Origin of the sequence: Sorangium sp. So ce321, assembly GCF_051530195.1 — a bacterium.
In the GTDB taxonomy this organism is placed as follows: Bacteria; Myxococcota_A; Polyangia; order Polyangiales; family Polyangiaceae; genus Sorangium.
On record NZ_CP150329.1, the window covers coordinates 2667185 to 2680902 of the forward strand.

General features: G+C 69.7%; 10 protein-coding genes. 5 read left to right on the forward strand and 5 right to left on the reverse strand.

Features of this window, described 5'->3' with window-relative positions:
• Window positions 1–187: 187 nt before the first annotated feature.
• Window positions 188–1387 carry a hypothetical protein gene (locus WME89_RS10415; RefSeq protein WP_438009065.1) on the reverse strand — a complete coding sequence of 400 codons (1200 nt, stop codon included), beginning with the start codon at window positions 1385–1387 and terminating at the stop codon, window positions 188–190.
• Between the two features lie 774 nt (window positions 1388–2161).
• Between WME89_RS10415 and WME89_RS10420 the strand changes: the two genes are divergently transcribed.
• Window positions 2162–2965, forward strand: a complete 804-nt coding sequence (locus WME89_RS10420; RefSeq protein ID WP_438009066.1) for a hypothetical protein — start codon at window positions 2162–2164, stop codon at window positions 2963–2965.
• Between the two features lie 16 nt (window positions 2966–2981).
• Complete coding sequence (locus WME89_RS10425) at window positions 2982–3785, forward strand: hypothetical protein (RefSeq protein WP_438009067.1); 804 nt, start codon at window positions 2982–2984, stop codon at window positions 3783–3785.
• A gap of 20 nt (window positions 3786–3805) precedes the next feature.
• Here WME89_RS10425 and WME89_RS10430 read toward each other — a convergent pair whose 3' ends face one another.
• The gene (locus WME89_RS10430) at window positions 3806–4618 is read right to left on the reverse strand and encodes a tetratricopeptide repeat protein (protein WP_438009068.1); all 813 of its coding nucleotides are present in this window, start codon (window positions 4616–4618) and stop codon (window positions 3806–3808) included.
• Between the two features lie 456 nt (window positions 4619–5074).
• On the opposite strand from WME89_RS10430, the gene WME89_RS10435 reads away from it, so the two are divergent.
• Window positions 5075–6289, forward strand: coding sequence for a DUF4062 domain-containing protein (locus WME89_RS10435; RefSeq protein WP_438009069.1), 1215 nt, complete (start codon window positions 5075–5077; stop codon window positions 6287–6289).
• Between the two features lie 387 nt (window positions 6290–6676).
• Here WME89_RS10435 and WME89_RS10440 read toward each other — a convergent pair whose 3' ends face one another.
• The 3 genes from WME89_RS10440 to WME89_RS10450 all read right to left on the reverse strand — a co-directional run bounded on the left by WME89_RS10440 (window position 6677) and on the right by WME89_RS10450 (window position 11043).
• Complete coding sequence (locus tag WME89_RS10440) at window positions 6677–7825, reverse strand: hypothetical protein (protein ID WP_438009070.1); 1149 nt, start codon at window positions 7823–7825, stop codon at window positions 6677–6679.
• 471 nt (window positions 7826–8296) lie between these two features.
• Window positions 8297–9931, reverse strand: a complete 1635-nt coding sequence (locus tag WME89_RS10445) for a hypothetical protein (protein ID WP_438009071.1) — start codon at window positions 9929–9931, stop codon at window positions 8297–8299.
• A gap of 14 nt (window positions 9932–9945) precedes the next feature.
• Window positions 9946–11043 carry a PEGA domain-containing protein gene (locus WME89_RS10450; protein WP_438009072.1) on the reverse strand — a complete coding sequence of 366 codons (1098 nt, stop codon included), beginning with the start codon at window positions 11041–11043 and terminating at the stop codon, window positions 9946–9948.
• A gap of 395 nt (window positions 11044–11438) precedes the next feature.
• Here WME89_RS10450 and WME89_RS10455 point away from each other — a divergent pair, with 395 nt between their 5' ends.
• Window positions 11439–12461, forward strand: a complete 1023-nt coding sequence (locus tag WME89_RS10455; protein WP_438009073.1) for an RNA polymerase sigma factor — start codon at window positions 11439–11441, stop codon at window positions 12459–12461.
• 351 nt (window positions 12462–12812) lie between these two features.
• Window positions 12813–13427 (forward strand): RNA polymerase sigma factor, encoded by a 615-nt coding sequence (locus WME89_RS10460; RefSeq protein ID WP_438009074.1) that lies wholly within the window; start codon window positions 12813–12815, stop codon window positions 13425–13427.
• The last annotated feature ends 291 nt before the right edge of the window (window positions 13428–13718 follow it).

Consider the following 13718-nt stretch of genomic DNA (forward strand, 5'->3'; position numbering starts at 1 on the left):
CCCCAGGAGGACGAGCGCGTCGGCGTGCTCAGGCTCGGCCTCCAGCGCGCGGCGTCGTCGCCGCGGCCGCGCGCGAGGTGCACCTCTCGCGGGGTATCTCGACGCGATCCGACATGATCGTCGCCGGACCCGACGCCGCAGACGGAGCTCTTCGCCGCGCTCGACGCCCCTCCTCCAACGGAATCCATCACGGCACCCTTCCACCGGAATTCCAGTAGGCGACCGCCGACTCCTGCTGCCAAGCGAAGCCGAAGAACCCCGCTCGTCGGACGATCACGACCGGATCGCCCACGCGGAGCTGGTGGGCTGGGTCGTCGAACATGTGGCTGCTGGTCGAGCCATCGAGCCACCTCGTGGTCGTGTCGGTCTTGTTGCCATCGTCGTTGTGGACCTGACGGATCGTCGCGATCACGCCCACCTGCTTGTCTTCCGGCGAGCGATCGGCTGCGCCGTTGATCCCTACCGCGAGCGCACATCCCAGGGCTGGCAGGTCGATGAAGGTCATCACGGCGAGCGCCAGATAGTAACGATAGGCGCGCGAGTGGCCTCGGACGTGTAGCGCGAGCAACGGCCGGATGAGGGGCCAGAGGCCGAGCCCCGACGCCAGGCCGATGAACGGGAGCGTCGCGCGCTGCGGGGGAAAGGTCCCCAGCGCGGCCAGCGCCGCGCCGAGCACCACGGGTGTCGCGACGACGGCGAGCACGACGAGCACGATCCCGGTGCGCCCGCGGAGCTCAGCCGGGTCGACGTGAACCGCGGGAACGGTGGCGAGCTCGCGGATCGCGGCGAGAACGCCGGAGAAATGCGCCGGGTCGAAGAGCTCGGGGTGCTTATCGGTCGTGGCGTGGATCCCGGTGGCGGAGAGCACGATCTGCGGGCACCAGCGCAGCAGGGCAACCACCGCCGCGCGCGCTCGTGATGACTCGAGGAGCGCGCGCACCGCGACGTCGGGGGCGTCGGTCTCGACGTAGACGCGAGCGTTGAAATCCGCGTCGCCCCATTGCACCTCACGGTTGATGCCGAGCTCCTTGCCGCGCACGTCTCTCGAGGACTCGGGCCGTAGCGTCATGTTCAGGAGACCCGCGCGCGGAACGTGAATGGACATCCCGCAGACGATTCCACTGTTGATCTGGAGCGAGACGACGACTCTCATTCCGCCTACCCACGCGCTGATCTCGGGGGCCCCGGCGTGGGCCACGCCGAGCCAGGCGGCGATCGCGCCGAGCTGAGGATACGGACCGGTCGCTGGGCGCTCGGCGGTGGACTCAACCATGGATGCCATCCTATCACTTCCGCGGGATATTGCGACGGAGCAGCTGACAAACTGCCACGGCGGCAGGCAGGCGCGAAGTGTAAAATGGCTATTGTCGATAGCGGAGATGAACACTTGGGTTGGCGTTTCGTGGCAAGGGGGCGTCTGGGCGGTCTATGTTGAATCGCGTCTTGGGATTGTCGTCGATCTCGAGTCTAATGAGAAAGAAAAGAGCGCTCGGCCTCGTGATTATGGGCAACTCTGATCGGTCGTGCGCCGTCTCGCATAGGACGCGTGGGTTCTCGGGTCTTGTCCCGCACTTCGATGGGGATATCCGGACGTCGTGTCGCCTCGATCGTCGGGACGAGCGCGGGACGGGACAGCAGCGAGGGGCGCAGGCCAGGCGTAAGGTGCGGCCCCCGCCCAAGTAAGGGCCAGCGCAGGCCGCTACGGCGAGAAGCGCATCGTCTCGGCGGCGAAGCCGTCGCTGCTTCGGTTCGGCCGCCCCCGGCGCCGCCCAGCGCCGCGTTGCCGCAGGCGCTCCGCCCACCCGGCGCGCCGCCGCCCCCGCCGCCCCCCTGGTCGGGCGCTCCCGTGCCGCCCTGGCTGCCGGGCACGCCTTCCCACCCGGCTCCGGTGAGGCGTCCACCCTGGCCGGCTGCGCCGGGGCGCGCCCGGCGCGCCGTCTCCCCCACGGCGGCCGTCCTCGCACCGGGCGCCGTCCTTCGCGCCCGCGCCGCTCAGGCTGGCGTCGCTGGGGTTCGCCGGTGTGCGCGTGGCCATAGGGCCGCTGCGCGGCTTGCCGGCACCTCGTCTGCCGCTCGCTTGTGGTGGGAGAGCGCGCATGGTACGCGCCTCGACAGCTTGCTGGTGGCGGAATGCCGCCAGCCATGGTTCAGCGAGGGTGGGATGGCAAAGCGAGCGACTCAAGGGCTTGTGGCGGTCGTGCTCGTGGGGCTGGCCGGGTATGCCGTGGTTCCCGGATGCGTCATCCGGGTGGGTTCGGGGGATGAGGATGGGGCGTGGCCTGGCTCCGGCGACGGGGACAGCACCCCCGAGGACGGAGCGGGCGGCAGCGGTCCCGTCGACGACGGGACGGGCGGCAGCGAGGCCGTCGACGACGGGACGGGCGGCAGCGGGGCCGTCGATGACGGGACGGGCGTCAGCCCGGAAGAGCAGCATCTGGGCGAGGAAGCCTATGCGCAGCTCGACCCGGAGGAGCTGGCGTTCGCGTCAGCCCTGGCCGGGAACATGACGTGCGCCCTGGCCGGCGCGGTCGAGGCCGCGCAAATCGATCCGGCCGCGATCGACGACGAGACCCTCAGGGCGCTCCTGGAGCAGTACGCGCCGGGAGCGATGGAGCAGGCGCGGGCGTGGCTCGCGGGCACCGACCGATCCGTGCTCGCGTATACGTTGAGTCCAAAGTACGAGTGCGGGAGAGACTATAGCTGCAAGTACACATCGGAATGCCAACAGGGGTATATCCCTGCCGTTCGCCACATCTGCTTTGTCGACGACTGCGGCAAAGCGAAGTGCCCCACCTGCCCGGACTTAGTGAACGAGCTCCTGCAGAACGTCGTCATACGGTCGTGGTGCTCTTATGTCTGCGTCCAGCTCGGGACGTCGCCTCCCGAGGTTGTCGCCGTCGGTGCCGGTGCCATCTCGGCGCTCAGGGACACATTCTTCGGACCCGTTTGTATCGCTCATCCGTGAGCAGGAGCCGATGACCATGAAGTCCAATTGCCCGAGAGAACCGCGCGCCCTCCAGCCGATATCGCACCGTGACACGGAGGCCGAGGCATTCAACAAGGCCGTGCTTCTAATGGATGAGATGACCTCGGCCCGCAGGCTGTCGACCCTCGAGAGGCAACCGACGCGCGCGGAGCTGCTCTCGGCGCTCGACCTCTACATCGCGATCGATCCGATCGAGAACAGCCGCGAGCGGGCGCGCGAGCTTCGGGAGGCGGCTCTCATGTGGAGAGAAGGCGAGAAGGTCCCGCAGGCGGTCCACGAGGCGGCCCGGAGGTTTATCCTCTCCATTGGCGGAAGGAAGCCCCCCGGCGGCTGGGAGGACGACGACGGCTACCAGGTTCGCGCGGTCGACCGCGACACGGACGATGCGGAGCCGCCGCCCGCAGCGGAGGCTGCGGGCGCGCCGCGGAGCTACGGAGACGCCTCGAAGAAGGCGGCCCAGCTGGCCCAGGCGGTTGCGGGCGCCGTGAACATCGCCGGCGCGCTCGCCTCGCCGCGCTTGTGGGCCAGGGCGACGTCGTGGCCGTCGCGAGAGCACCTGGTCGAGCATGTGGACCAGCTCCTGTCCGCCTTCGGAGCGGAGCTCGACCAGCAGCGATTCGCCGCGCCTGCCCGGAGGCTCCGCGCCCTGCTGTCGGCCTGGGAGCCAGGGCCCGAGATCCCGACCGACGTCTCGGAGGCCGCCCGCGAGCTCCTCGCCGCGCTGGGCATCGAGGAGCCACCCGGCGGGTGGGACGCGCCCGAGGGGCCACCGGAAGGGCCGAGCAACGACAATGGCTAAGGCCTGCTCGCCGGCTGCGCTCACGTGCTCCGAGCGCACGACGCGCGGTGGACGTCCCCGCCGCGGAGAGCCGCCACGGGAGCGGCCGTCAACGCAGCGGCGGGTCCTGGGGCGAGATCCGCGGCGAGGAGGACGAGCATCGCGCTCGGACCGAGCCCCGCGAGCACGGAGCTCCCCCGGAACCAGAGGCCGAGGAGCAAGCTCTCGCGCGCCTTGATGACGGCGAGGAGCCTCAGCGCGTCCGGATCGCTCACGTCGGTGCGGAGCGCCCAGGCCGCGTGCTCGCGCGCGCCGCTCACGTCCCCGCGCCGGAGCAGCACGTGCCCCGGGAGGACGAGCGCGTCGGCGTGCTCAGGCTCGGCCTCCCGCGCGGCGCGCGCCCAGTGTTCGGCGTCGTCGACGCGGCCGCGCGCGAGGTGTGCATCGGCGAGGGCGACGAGGGGCTCGACGTCCTGCGGGGCCAGATCGAGTGCCTGGGTCAGGAGCTCGACGGCGCGATCGTCGCGATCAGGGTACCGCTCGACGGCGGCGAGGCCGCGGAGGGGCGCGGGATCCGAGAGAGCGAGGCCACGGGCCGTGGCAACATGCTCCCGCGCCTCGCTCAGCCTCCGGTGCGCGAGCAGGACGCGGCCGAGGACCAGGTGCGTGAGCGGCGCCGCGGGGGAGAGCCGGCGCGCCGTCTGCGCCTCGATGAGCGCCGCCCCGAGCCGCTTCAGCAGCGAGAGGGCAACGGCGCGCAGCGCGTGCGCGCGCGGCTCCTCCGGATCGAACGTGAGCGCTCGGCGGAACCCGTCGATCGCGGCCGGGATTTGTCCGCGATCGAGCGCGCTCACCGTTTTCACCTGAGCGAAGCGCCCCGCGCCTCCCCGCGGTGCTCACGCCGAGCGAGGTGAGCGCTCTCCTGGATCGCATGACCGGCGTCCCGCGACCCATGGCCTCCCTCCTTCACGGCGCCGGCCTCCGGCTGCGCGTCCGCCGCGCGCCTCCAGGCGCCCCGCCCTCCGGAAAGGCACCGGATGCCGCCGGTGTTAGGTGGATCTACCCTATGGCACTGGACAGCATCTGGGCCTTGCGGTGCAGAGCCGATCCGTGAGACTTCCCAGGGGGAGGTCACAACAGGCGACGATCTAGACAGACCTGGTCCGGCGGCTTCGGTTGACTAATCGACTGATAGGGCGGACAAGCAGACATGGCGTAGCGTGCGGGCCGCCCTGTGCTCCCGAGCCAAAAAGTGAAATCGATCAACCAGCGCGATATCGGATAAGCCGGAAAATTCTACATATCGGTGGATGGCGATCCCTGCTCGCGGTATGTCACCGTCCATACGCAATTCACCTGACTGGATGCAGATGGCAACTTCTCCTCAACGCAAGCTCCAAGTATTTGTCTCGTCCACGTACCTGGATCTCCGCTCCGAGCGTCAAGCCGCAGTCACGGCAATTCTGGAGAACGGGCACATTCCCGCAGGAATGGAGCTCTTCGCTGCCGGAAATGAGGAGCAACTTGAGGTAATCCGTAGGTGGATCGACGAGTCAGACATCTTCATGCTCGTTCTCGGTCGCCGTTATGGCAGCCTTGAGCCGAAGAGCGGCTGCAGCTATACCGAGCTAGAGTATGAGTATGCTTACAGTTCCAAGAAGCCGTTTTTTGCGGTTGTGCTCTCTGAAGCATTTGTGAATGCTAAGGTGCGAGCTGGCCAGTCGCTTGATGAGATCGTGGAGCGATCCAATCCGGAAAAGCTCAAGGCCTTTCAGGCGCTCGTGACATCGCGAATGTGCAAGTTTGTCGATGATGAGAAAGATATCCGGCTCGCCGTAGCGCAGAGTATACGCGAGCTTGAGCGGCGCCACGAATTCGCCGGTTGGATTTCCGGTAAGGACTCGACTGCAACGGCGCAAGTTGTCGCCGATTTGGGAGCGGCGACGCAGTTGGCAGCGTCATTGCAACAAAAAAACGCAGTGCTGGAGGCCAAAGTCCAGCGACTCCGGGGAGAGGTGACGTCGCGAGGGCAGTACAACGGACGCACCTTTGAAGAGCTCTATGAAGTGCTCCAAGCGGAAAAGGTCGTACTCACCCAGAATGGCCAGAGCCAGAGCGTCGATCTGCTTTCGGCTGCGTATGGATCAAAATCCTATTTGGCCAAAGGAGTATCGAGTGCAGCTATAGCGAGCGAATGGGAGCAACAGCTGTTTCACCGCGTCGCCTCGCCATTGGCGGTCTATGGACTCATGGAATTTAGTAAGGTGCCTAACGGTGTGCACTGGCAGCGAATGGTGCTGTCGGAATCCGGCAAGCGATTTCTTGGTCAGGTCGCAACCATGTTTCACGCCCGGGCGACTCCGGTAAGCGGTGGGAATGCGCCGACAGTTGCAACATCGGCCCCGCCCCAATCACCGGCGGGCACTCACAGTAAGGCGTCCCGAGCGAAGCCAACTGCTAAGGTGGCCAGCGTGAGCGCGGCGGATTCCCATAAGTCTCCGGCGGCGAAACGGCCGAAGCGTTAGCTGCTCAATCAATCGATGAAGCTGATGCGTCGCTGTGCGGCGCGCAGCTTATCATTGGTCGTTGGGTAGGCGAGAAGGCGTTCTGATGGCGTGCGGGATGCGAGAAGATACTGGATCAGCTGACGACCATTGCAATGGAACCACCGGTGTCCACTGGAGGTACTGTCGCGTACGACGCTGATCGCACCTAAGTGTGTCGCTTTGATGTACGAGGTACACCTTGCGCAACTCGCCTCGTCACGGCTGACGGTGCGGTCGGCGGTCGGATAGCTCTCGTTGCACGATGACCGCTCGCGCGCAACAAGCTCAAGCTTAGCTCGCTCGTCCGCCCCTGCTCCCGATCGGGCAAGGGAGAGCGGTCGCGGGCGGCAATCCAGGGCGCAGACCCTACGGCGAGAAGCGCATCGTCTCGGCAGCGAAGCCGTCGCTGCCTCGGTTCGCCTTGTCGCGCGTCTCGTCCTCGACATCCGCGATGCCGCCCCGGCCCCCTGGGCCGATCTCGAACGTGACGCGATCCAGGGTGAGTTGCTCGTTGTCGGCATGGGCGACGCCGATCGAGGGCCCGCCGGAGCCCCCGCCGCCGTAGCCGCCCGTACCGCCCCAGCCACCGTAGCCTCCTCGGCAGGCGTACTCGCCTCCCATGGCCGGCGCTCGCCCCGGTGGGCCTCCTTGCACGCCCTGCCCGCCCATCTGGCCTCGCCCGCCCCCGCCGCCGGAACCGCCTCCGACCGTGACGACCCGGGTCTCCTGCAGGGTAAGCTTGCTGCCCGGATGGACGAAGATCGCGATGCTCGCGCCGCCCGGCGCGCCGCCACCGCCGCCCGTGCCGCCGCAGCCGCCACCGCCGCCCGAGCCGCCCGACGCACCGCCCAGCGCCGGGTTGCCGCAGCTGCTCCGGCCACCTGGTGCGCCGCCTCCGCCGCCGCCCCCCTGGCCGGGCGCTCCCGTGCCGCCTTGACTGCCGGGCACGCCTTCCCACCCAGCCTCGGTGAGGCGTCCACCCTGGCCGCCGACGCCGGGCGCGCCCGGCGCGCCGTCATTCCCACGGCGACCGTCCTCGCACGGGGCGCCGTCCTTCGCGCCTACGCCGCCCAGGCCTGCGTCCCTGGAGTTTGGGGTCGGCAGCGGCTTGCCGTCCTCGCCATCGCCGCCGCGGTCCGGGGTCCCGTCGCCCCCTTTGCCGCCGGTCGATATCAGGTCGCCGCACACGGTCATCACGGCGGGCCCGCCGGTCACCGTGGCGGCCGAACAAGCGTCCGTCCCGATAGCGCCGATCTCCCCGTATGCGCCCGATCCCGGTAGGGCAAGGTTCGCCCCGTTCGCGCCGTCAGCACCTCTCCAGCCGTAGCTCGTCTGGATCACGCTCCGAAGCACCTCGACGACCGCACCCGGCCAGAGCCTCATCGCGATGGTAGAGGGGCTCGACTCCTCCGATGCGAAATCGGCGATTACGTGCAGGTCCACGATCGTGGATACACCGTCGGTGGCCACCTCGCCGTCGTCCTGCGCTGCCACCACGGTGAGCGGTGCGACCACCGACGACGATCCTGGCTGGATCGACGCCACATACTCGGGGCTCCACGTTTCCGTGGCGTGTTTCCATCCCGCCCAGCAACTGAAGCCGCCATACAGATCGATGCCGGACGGTAACGTGACATCATGGAGGAAAGGCTCGGTGCAGGCGAACACCCGCCCCCGTGCACGCGGCGCGAGCGCGATCGCGCGGGCAAGCGTCTTCACCGGCCTATTCATCGTGCCGGGGTTGTCGTCGTCTCCCTGGGTCGTGCTCGCGAACACCCCGCAACCATCTTGCACACGCAGCGCGGCGAGGCCTTCGAGACACGCCTGCTCCGAAGGCTCGGCATTGCAGGTGCCCCCGTCCGCGCACGGTGGGGTCGACGTTTCCGTTCCGCACCCCAGGACGGTCGGGGAGCACAGCAGAAGGACCCATGCACCGACTGTGATCTTCATGATCCTCTCTTCCTGTTCATCCCCGTGCGGACCACCTCATTGAGGCGGCACGACCAGCTCCGGGAAATCCCAGAGAGGAGAACTCATGCCGGGCTGCCCTTTGGCTGGCTCCTCGTCCGGATCGGGTCCGAATCCACCGGCACCGGGGGCGCCTGATAGGCTCCATTGAGCGCTTTCCGTGAGGTGAACGCTGCTGTCCACGCGAGCGACGGCGACGGAAATGCCCCCAAGCCCTCCGCCGCCATGGCCACCTTTGCCTCCGGTACCGCCGAACCCACCCTCGCATGCAAAGTAGGCCGTACCTGGGATAGCTCCAGGGGCGCCGCGTGGCCCGCCTTTGCCACCCTCTTGCCCCCTCCCGCCGTTACCGCCGCGCCCCCCATTGCCGGTGATGATGTCGGTCTTGTCCACCAGGACGTGAGCATGCAGGGCGATGATGCCGAAGCTACCGCCCCCGTAGCCGCCCCCCCGGCCACCACGCCCCCCGCAGCCGCCGCCCCCGCCCGAGCCGCCGGACGGTCCGCCTTGCGGATCCACGGGGCGGCACTGCCCGTTCGGTCCAACGCCGCCCCCGCCGCCGCCGCCCTGGCCGATGCCCCCGTTGTGGCCGTCCTGTCCCGAGAACCCCTGCCAGCCGTGCGCGCTGATGCTCCCGTACTTGAGCGGCTCCTCCAATCCTGTCCCGCCTCCAACCCCGTTCGCGCTGGGCTTCCCATCGCCTCCCCTCTTGCCGGGGGTACAGCTCATCGCCCCGCCCCTTCCCCCTTCACCATCGTCCACCGAGCCAGACCCTGGTGCCACGCCAGGCGCCGGTGCACCTTCCGCGCCGTCGGCGCCCGCAGCGACGTCACCGTCGCCACCCGGGCCGCCGATGGACGTCGTGCCGTCCTCGCACACGGTCACCGCCGCCGGAGCGCCCTCGGCCCAGTCCGCGAGGCACCCGGGCGCGCCTGAATGGCCAGGCGCCCCATCAGGCGCCCGCCATGGCTGGTCTCGGGGAGCACCATCGTCCCCGTCCGCCCCATCGGCCCCGTTCCCCGCCAGGATCTCGCTCGACACCACCTCCACCGCCGCGCCCTCGCGCACGATCATCCCGATCGACGACCCGCTGGGCGAGGTCGCGTCCGCCGCCACGAGCCGCACGCCGAACACCACCGACGTCATGCTCGCCTGGCGCGTCTCCACGGTGAGCGGCACCTGCTCCGGCGCCGGCGCGATCCCGGTGAAGCTCTCCACGCCGCCCCAGGTCCACGCCTCCGCGCCGCAGTCCCGGCCGCCCCAGATCGCGACGCCCGACGGCAGCGTGACCGCCTCCCCAAAGTCCTCCGCGCAGGCATACACCCGCCGCGTCCCCCCGGGCTCCGACGCCTTTTCCACCGCGCGCCGCAGCGTCCTCACGGGCGCTTCCCTCGTCCCGTCGCTCGCGTCGTCCCCGTGCCGCGCGACGAACACCCCGCACCCGTCCTTCGCCGGGCTCGTCGCGGGATCGCCGTCGCACGGCGACGCCGGCAGCACCGGCGGCGTCTCGCCGGGGAGCGGATGGCACGTGAAACTCCTCGCGCAGTCCTCGGCATAAGAACAGCCGGCGGCCCCCGCGGCGCTTCCGCAGCCGAGCACGATCAGCGCGACCGAACGCAGCCTTGCTCGACCTCGCCCCCCGCGCATCCCCATCGCCCCTCCTCGCCTCACCACACGCCCTGAAGGACGAGTCCGGCCTGCGTTCCCGTCGCGCTCGGCACCACCTGCACGCCACTGCGGACCGGCGTCTCGCGGAGGAGCCACCCCTCCGCAACGAACGACGCCGCCGTCGCGACCCCGAACACCGCCCCCGTCGCCAGCGCCACGCTGCCGATCGTGGCGAACAGATCCCGCTCGGCCAGGTCGTTGCGAATCTCCGTGCAGGCCGAGGGCGCGTTCGGCCACCAGCACGTCGTCCGCGTCCAGCCTTGCCCGCGGAACACGATCTCGCGCTCGGCCATGTTGCCGTCGATCACGTCGGCCCGCAGCAGGAATACCGTGCCGGCCGCCAGCGCCGCCGTCGCCAGCGCCGCGCCCCCGACCCGCAGCTCCGTCAGGGGGAGCGCCGGCCGCACCGCCGGCTGCGCCGCCGGATCCACCGGCCGCACCGCCCGCGCCGGCCCGGCGCCGGCCGCCCCCGCCTCGCCGCGCTCTGGCGCGCGAGGCAGCTTCAGGGTCAGCGAGCTGTCCTTGCCGGCCTGCCCCTCGAACGCGCTCACCGCTTCCGTGTGGCCCGTGAGCCGCGCCCGCACCGTGTGGCGCCCCGGCTCCAGGAACAGCTCGTAGGTCGGCGCCGGGCGCCCCACCGGCTTTCCATCGACGAAGACCTCGGCGTCCGGTGGGCTCACACCCAGGTAGAACGTCACCACCCGGCTCTCGGCCTTCTTCAATCCCTCTTCGACCCGCTCCGCCAGCCCGCCGCGGAGCGCATCGCGGTGCCTCAAGCTCTGCGCCAGGTGGTCGGCCGCGTCTCGATACCTGCCCAGCGCGAGCTCGCACAGGCCGAGCTCCGCGGCGATCTCGGCGCGCTCCGCGTCGGTCGTCCAGGCCGCGTCGGCCGCCGTCAGGGCCGCCTCGTACGCCGCCTCGGCCTCGACCCACCGTCCCGCATCGCGCGCCTGCCGAGCGCGGTGCAGCGAGCTCGCCACGGTCGATGTCTCGCGCGGATCCGAGACGGCATGGGGCTCGCTCGCGATCGCCACGCCCTCCACCGCGGCGACTCCCATGAAGAAGCACGGCATGAAGGCGCACAGCGCGTGACGCACGCCGCCCTGAGTATCCTTCACGCGGACCCATGTCAACGAGCCGTCTCCCGGAACCGCTGGGAATCCTGGTCAACGACCGCGTTCAGGACGGCCAGAATCGTCACTGGAACGATGAGCGAAGGAGAATCGAAGCATCGATGAAGGAACGTCCTGGTGTCTTGGTTCCACCAGGGGGATCAGGAGGGCGGAAGCGGAAGAGGAAGGCGGTCATGGCGTCGCCGGGCAACGGATCAGCTCCCCCGGCGGCCAGCGCTGCGGCCCGAGGGGAGGCCCCCGCGCTGGCCCCTGTTTCTCCTCTTCGCGATCGCGCACGGCGGCGCCGTCTGTCTCACCTTCTTCCGGGGGCTCGGTCGATTGTTGAACCTTCGGACCGGGCCCGGATCGTCTGCTGGATCGTGGACCGAGCAACGCCGACCCCCCATCCGCCCGCGCGCGTGAAGTCGCTCGTCGCTTATGTCGGGGTGCCCACCCGGGACCTCGAGGACGTCATGCAGGAAGCGATGGTCCGGCTGTGGCAAAGGCGAGAGCAGGCCCGATCGGCCAGGAACCCGGGCGCGTGGCGCGACAGCGTCGTGCTGAACACGGCCCGCGATCACCGCCGGGGAGCGCGCAGGCGCGAGGAGGCGCTCACGGGCTTTGACGAGGCGGCGCTACGCGATGAGCGTCCGAGCCCCGAGGAGCACGCCATCGCTCGCCAGGAGGCGGCTCTCGTGCGGGAGCTCATCGGTCACATCGGCGAGCGGCATCGTGGGGTCTTCATCGCGTGCGAGCTCCTGGAGCGGCCGATCGCCGAGGTCGCCCGCGAGCAGGAGATCCCTCTCGAGACGGCGAGGAGCCGCCTCCGCCGGGCCTGGGAGGAGTTCGACGAGGCGGCGGCCCGGTGGGCGTCGAGGCAACGAGGGCGCGGCGCTCGCCGGCTGCGCGCCGTGCTCTTTCCGCCCTGGCTCTTCGCGCGGCGCTGGCCGTGGCGAGACGGCCCCACGCGGTCGATGGCGGAAGGGGTGGTCATCGCCTTTGCGGCGGCGCTCGCGGTGCTCGTCACGAGCCACGTCGAGCCGGCCGAGCCCGTCCAGAGCCCCATGGCTGTGGCTGCCCTGGTCTCCACCGCGCTCGCGCTGCCGGGCGCGCAAGCCCCGAGCGAGCTTGCGGAGGCCACGACCATGTCCGCCCGCTCGGCGCACGAAGCGCCAGCCAAGGCCTCTCTCGCCCTTGCCGCGCCGGCAGGCCGGCCATCGAGGCAGCGCCCGGCGGACGGAGCCCGCGAACGCGATCTGGTCGCCCGCGCCCGGGCAGCCGTGGAGGCCGGTGACATCGTGTCGCTCGTCGAGGCGCGGCGCCTGCTGGAGGAGCACGGACGGCGGTTTCCGCGCGGGCGCCTGGCGGCGGAGCGCGAAGCGCTGCTCGACCGGCTCAGGTGAGGGCGGCGCGGTAGGCGATCGCCGCGCGTGAGGCGGCCTTCGTGACGAAGGTCGTGCGGGACCACCGTGGTTCGTGGTCGCAGCCAACGGGGGATTGAGCGCCTCGTGCGCGGGCGCGTCCGCGCGCGAACGAGGGGGCGCGCGGAGCATTCACATTTTGACCAGAGGCGAGCCATGGAGCTTGTGGCGTTGCCGCCACGTGGGGCAATCGTGCATTGCATCGGATCACACATCTTCGCCGAGGAGTCGGCGCCTGTGGTGCGACACGACAGGACGGCTTGTGCTGGGGCATCGGGCGCGCCTCGCATCGCGCCGCGGACGACGGATCCGCCTGGATCTCCGTACAAGGAGGTGAAGCCTGGGGCGGACACCGACCGCGAGCACGCCTTCAGCTCCCTCTTTCAGGCGGAGATGATCCGGCGCGTCCACCGATGGCTCGGCAAGCTCCGCGTGCCCGAGCGCGATCGACACGACCTGAGCCAGGAAGTGTTCCTCGCGGCGTTCTCGAGCTTTGGCCGCCATGACCCGGCGCACGGCTCGGTCGCGCGGTGGCTGAACGGCATCACGGTGAATCTGGCTTCGCATTACCACGCGAAGGCTTCTAGGCGGAACGAGGCCATCACGGATCCCGCGGAGCTGTGCAAGGCCGGCGGCGGCGCGACGGCCGTCGAGCTCCTCCTCGCAGCGGAGCGGCGGCGCCTGCTGAGATCACTCGTCCTGGAGTTGCCGCTCGAGCTGCGCTCGGTGCTTTTCCAGCACGATCTCTACGAGATCTCCATGAGAGACATCGCCGAGATGAGAGAGATACCCCTCAGCACGGTGTACAAACGGCGCACCAGAGCGCTGCACGGCGCGCAGGAAGCGCTCGCGAGGCGCCTCGCCGCGGAGCAGGAGCGCTGCGCGAAGCCCCATGTGGTCTCGGACGATCTCGCGCCGCCCGGTCCGGTGCCGCAAAGGGTTGCATAGCTCACGTCTGGATATGCGCAGGAGAAAGAAATTGCTGTGTAGCTCACGTACTTGCGTGCGCAGGAGGGTGCCGGGACGGCGCAGGAGGGTGCCGGGGGCAGTGCAGGAGGGGTGGCGGCGGTGCGCAGGCGTCGAGCGCTGGTTGCGCAGGACACAAAAAGGTGTGCGCAGGAGGGCGCCGGGGCGGCGCAGGAGCCACTCGATTGTGACATAGGATACGTAAAGAGGTGCGCAGGAGGGGGCGAAGGCTGCGCAGGAGGGTGCCGGGGCTGCGCAGGAGGGGGGCGAAGG

Coding starts and splice junctions, on each gene's coding strand:
- WME89_RS10420 (WP_438009066.1), top strand. CDS start 2,162: ATGGCAAAGCGAGCGACTCAAGGGCTTGTGGCGGTCGTGCTCGTGGGG.
- WME89_RS10425 (WP_438009067.1), top strand. CDS start 2,982: ATGAAGTCCAATTGCCCGAGAGAACCGCGCGCCCTCCAGCCGATATCG.
- WME89_RS10435 (WP_438009069.1), top strand. CDS start 5,075: ATGGCGATCCCTGCTCGCGGTATGTCACCGTCCATACGCAATTCACCT.
- WME89_RS10445 (WP_438009071.1), bottom strand. CDS start 9,931: ATGGGGATGCGCGGGGGGCGAGGTCGAGCAAGGCTGCGTTCGGTCGCG.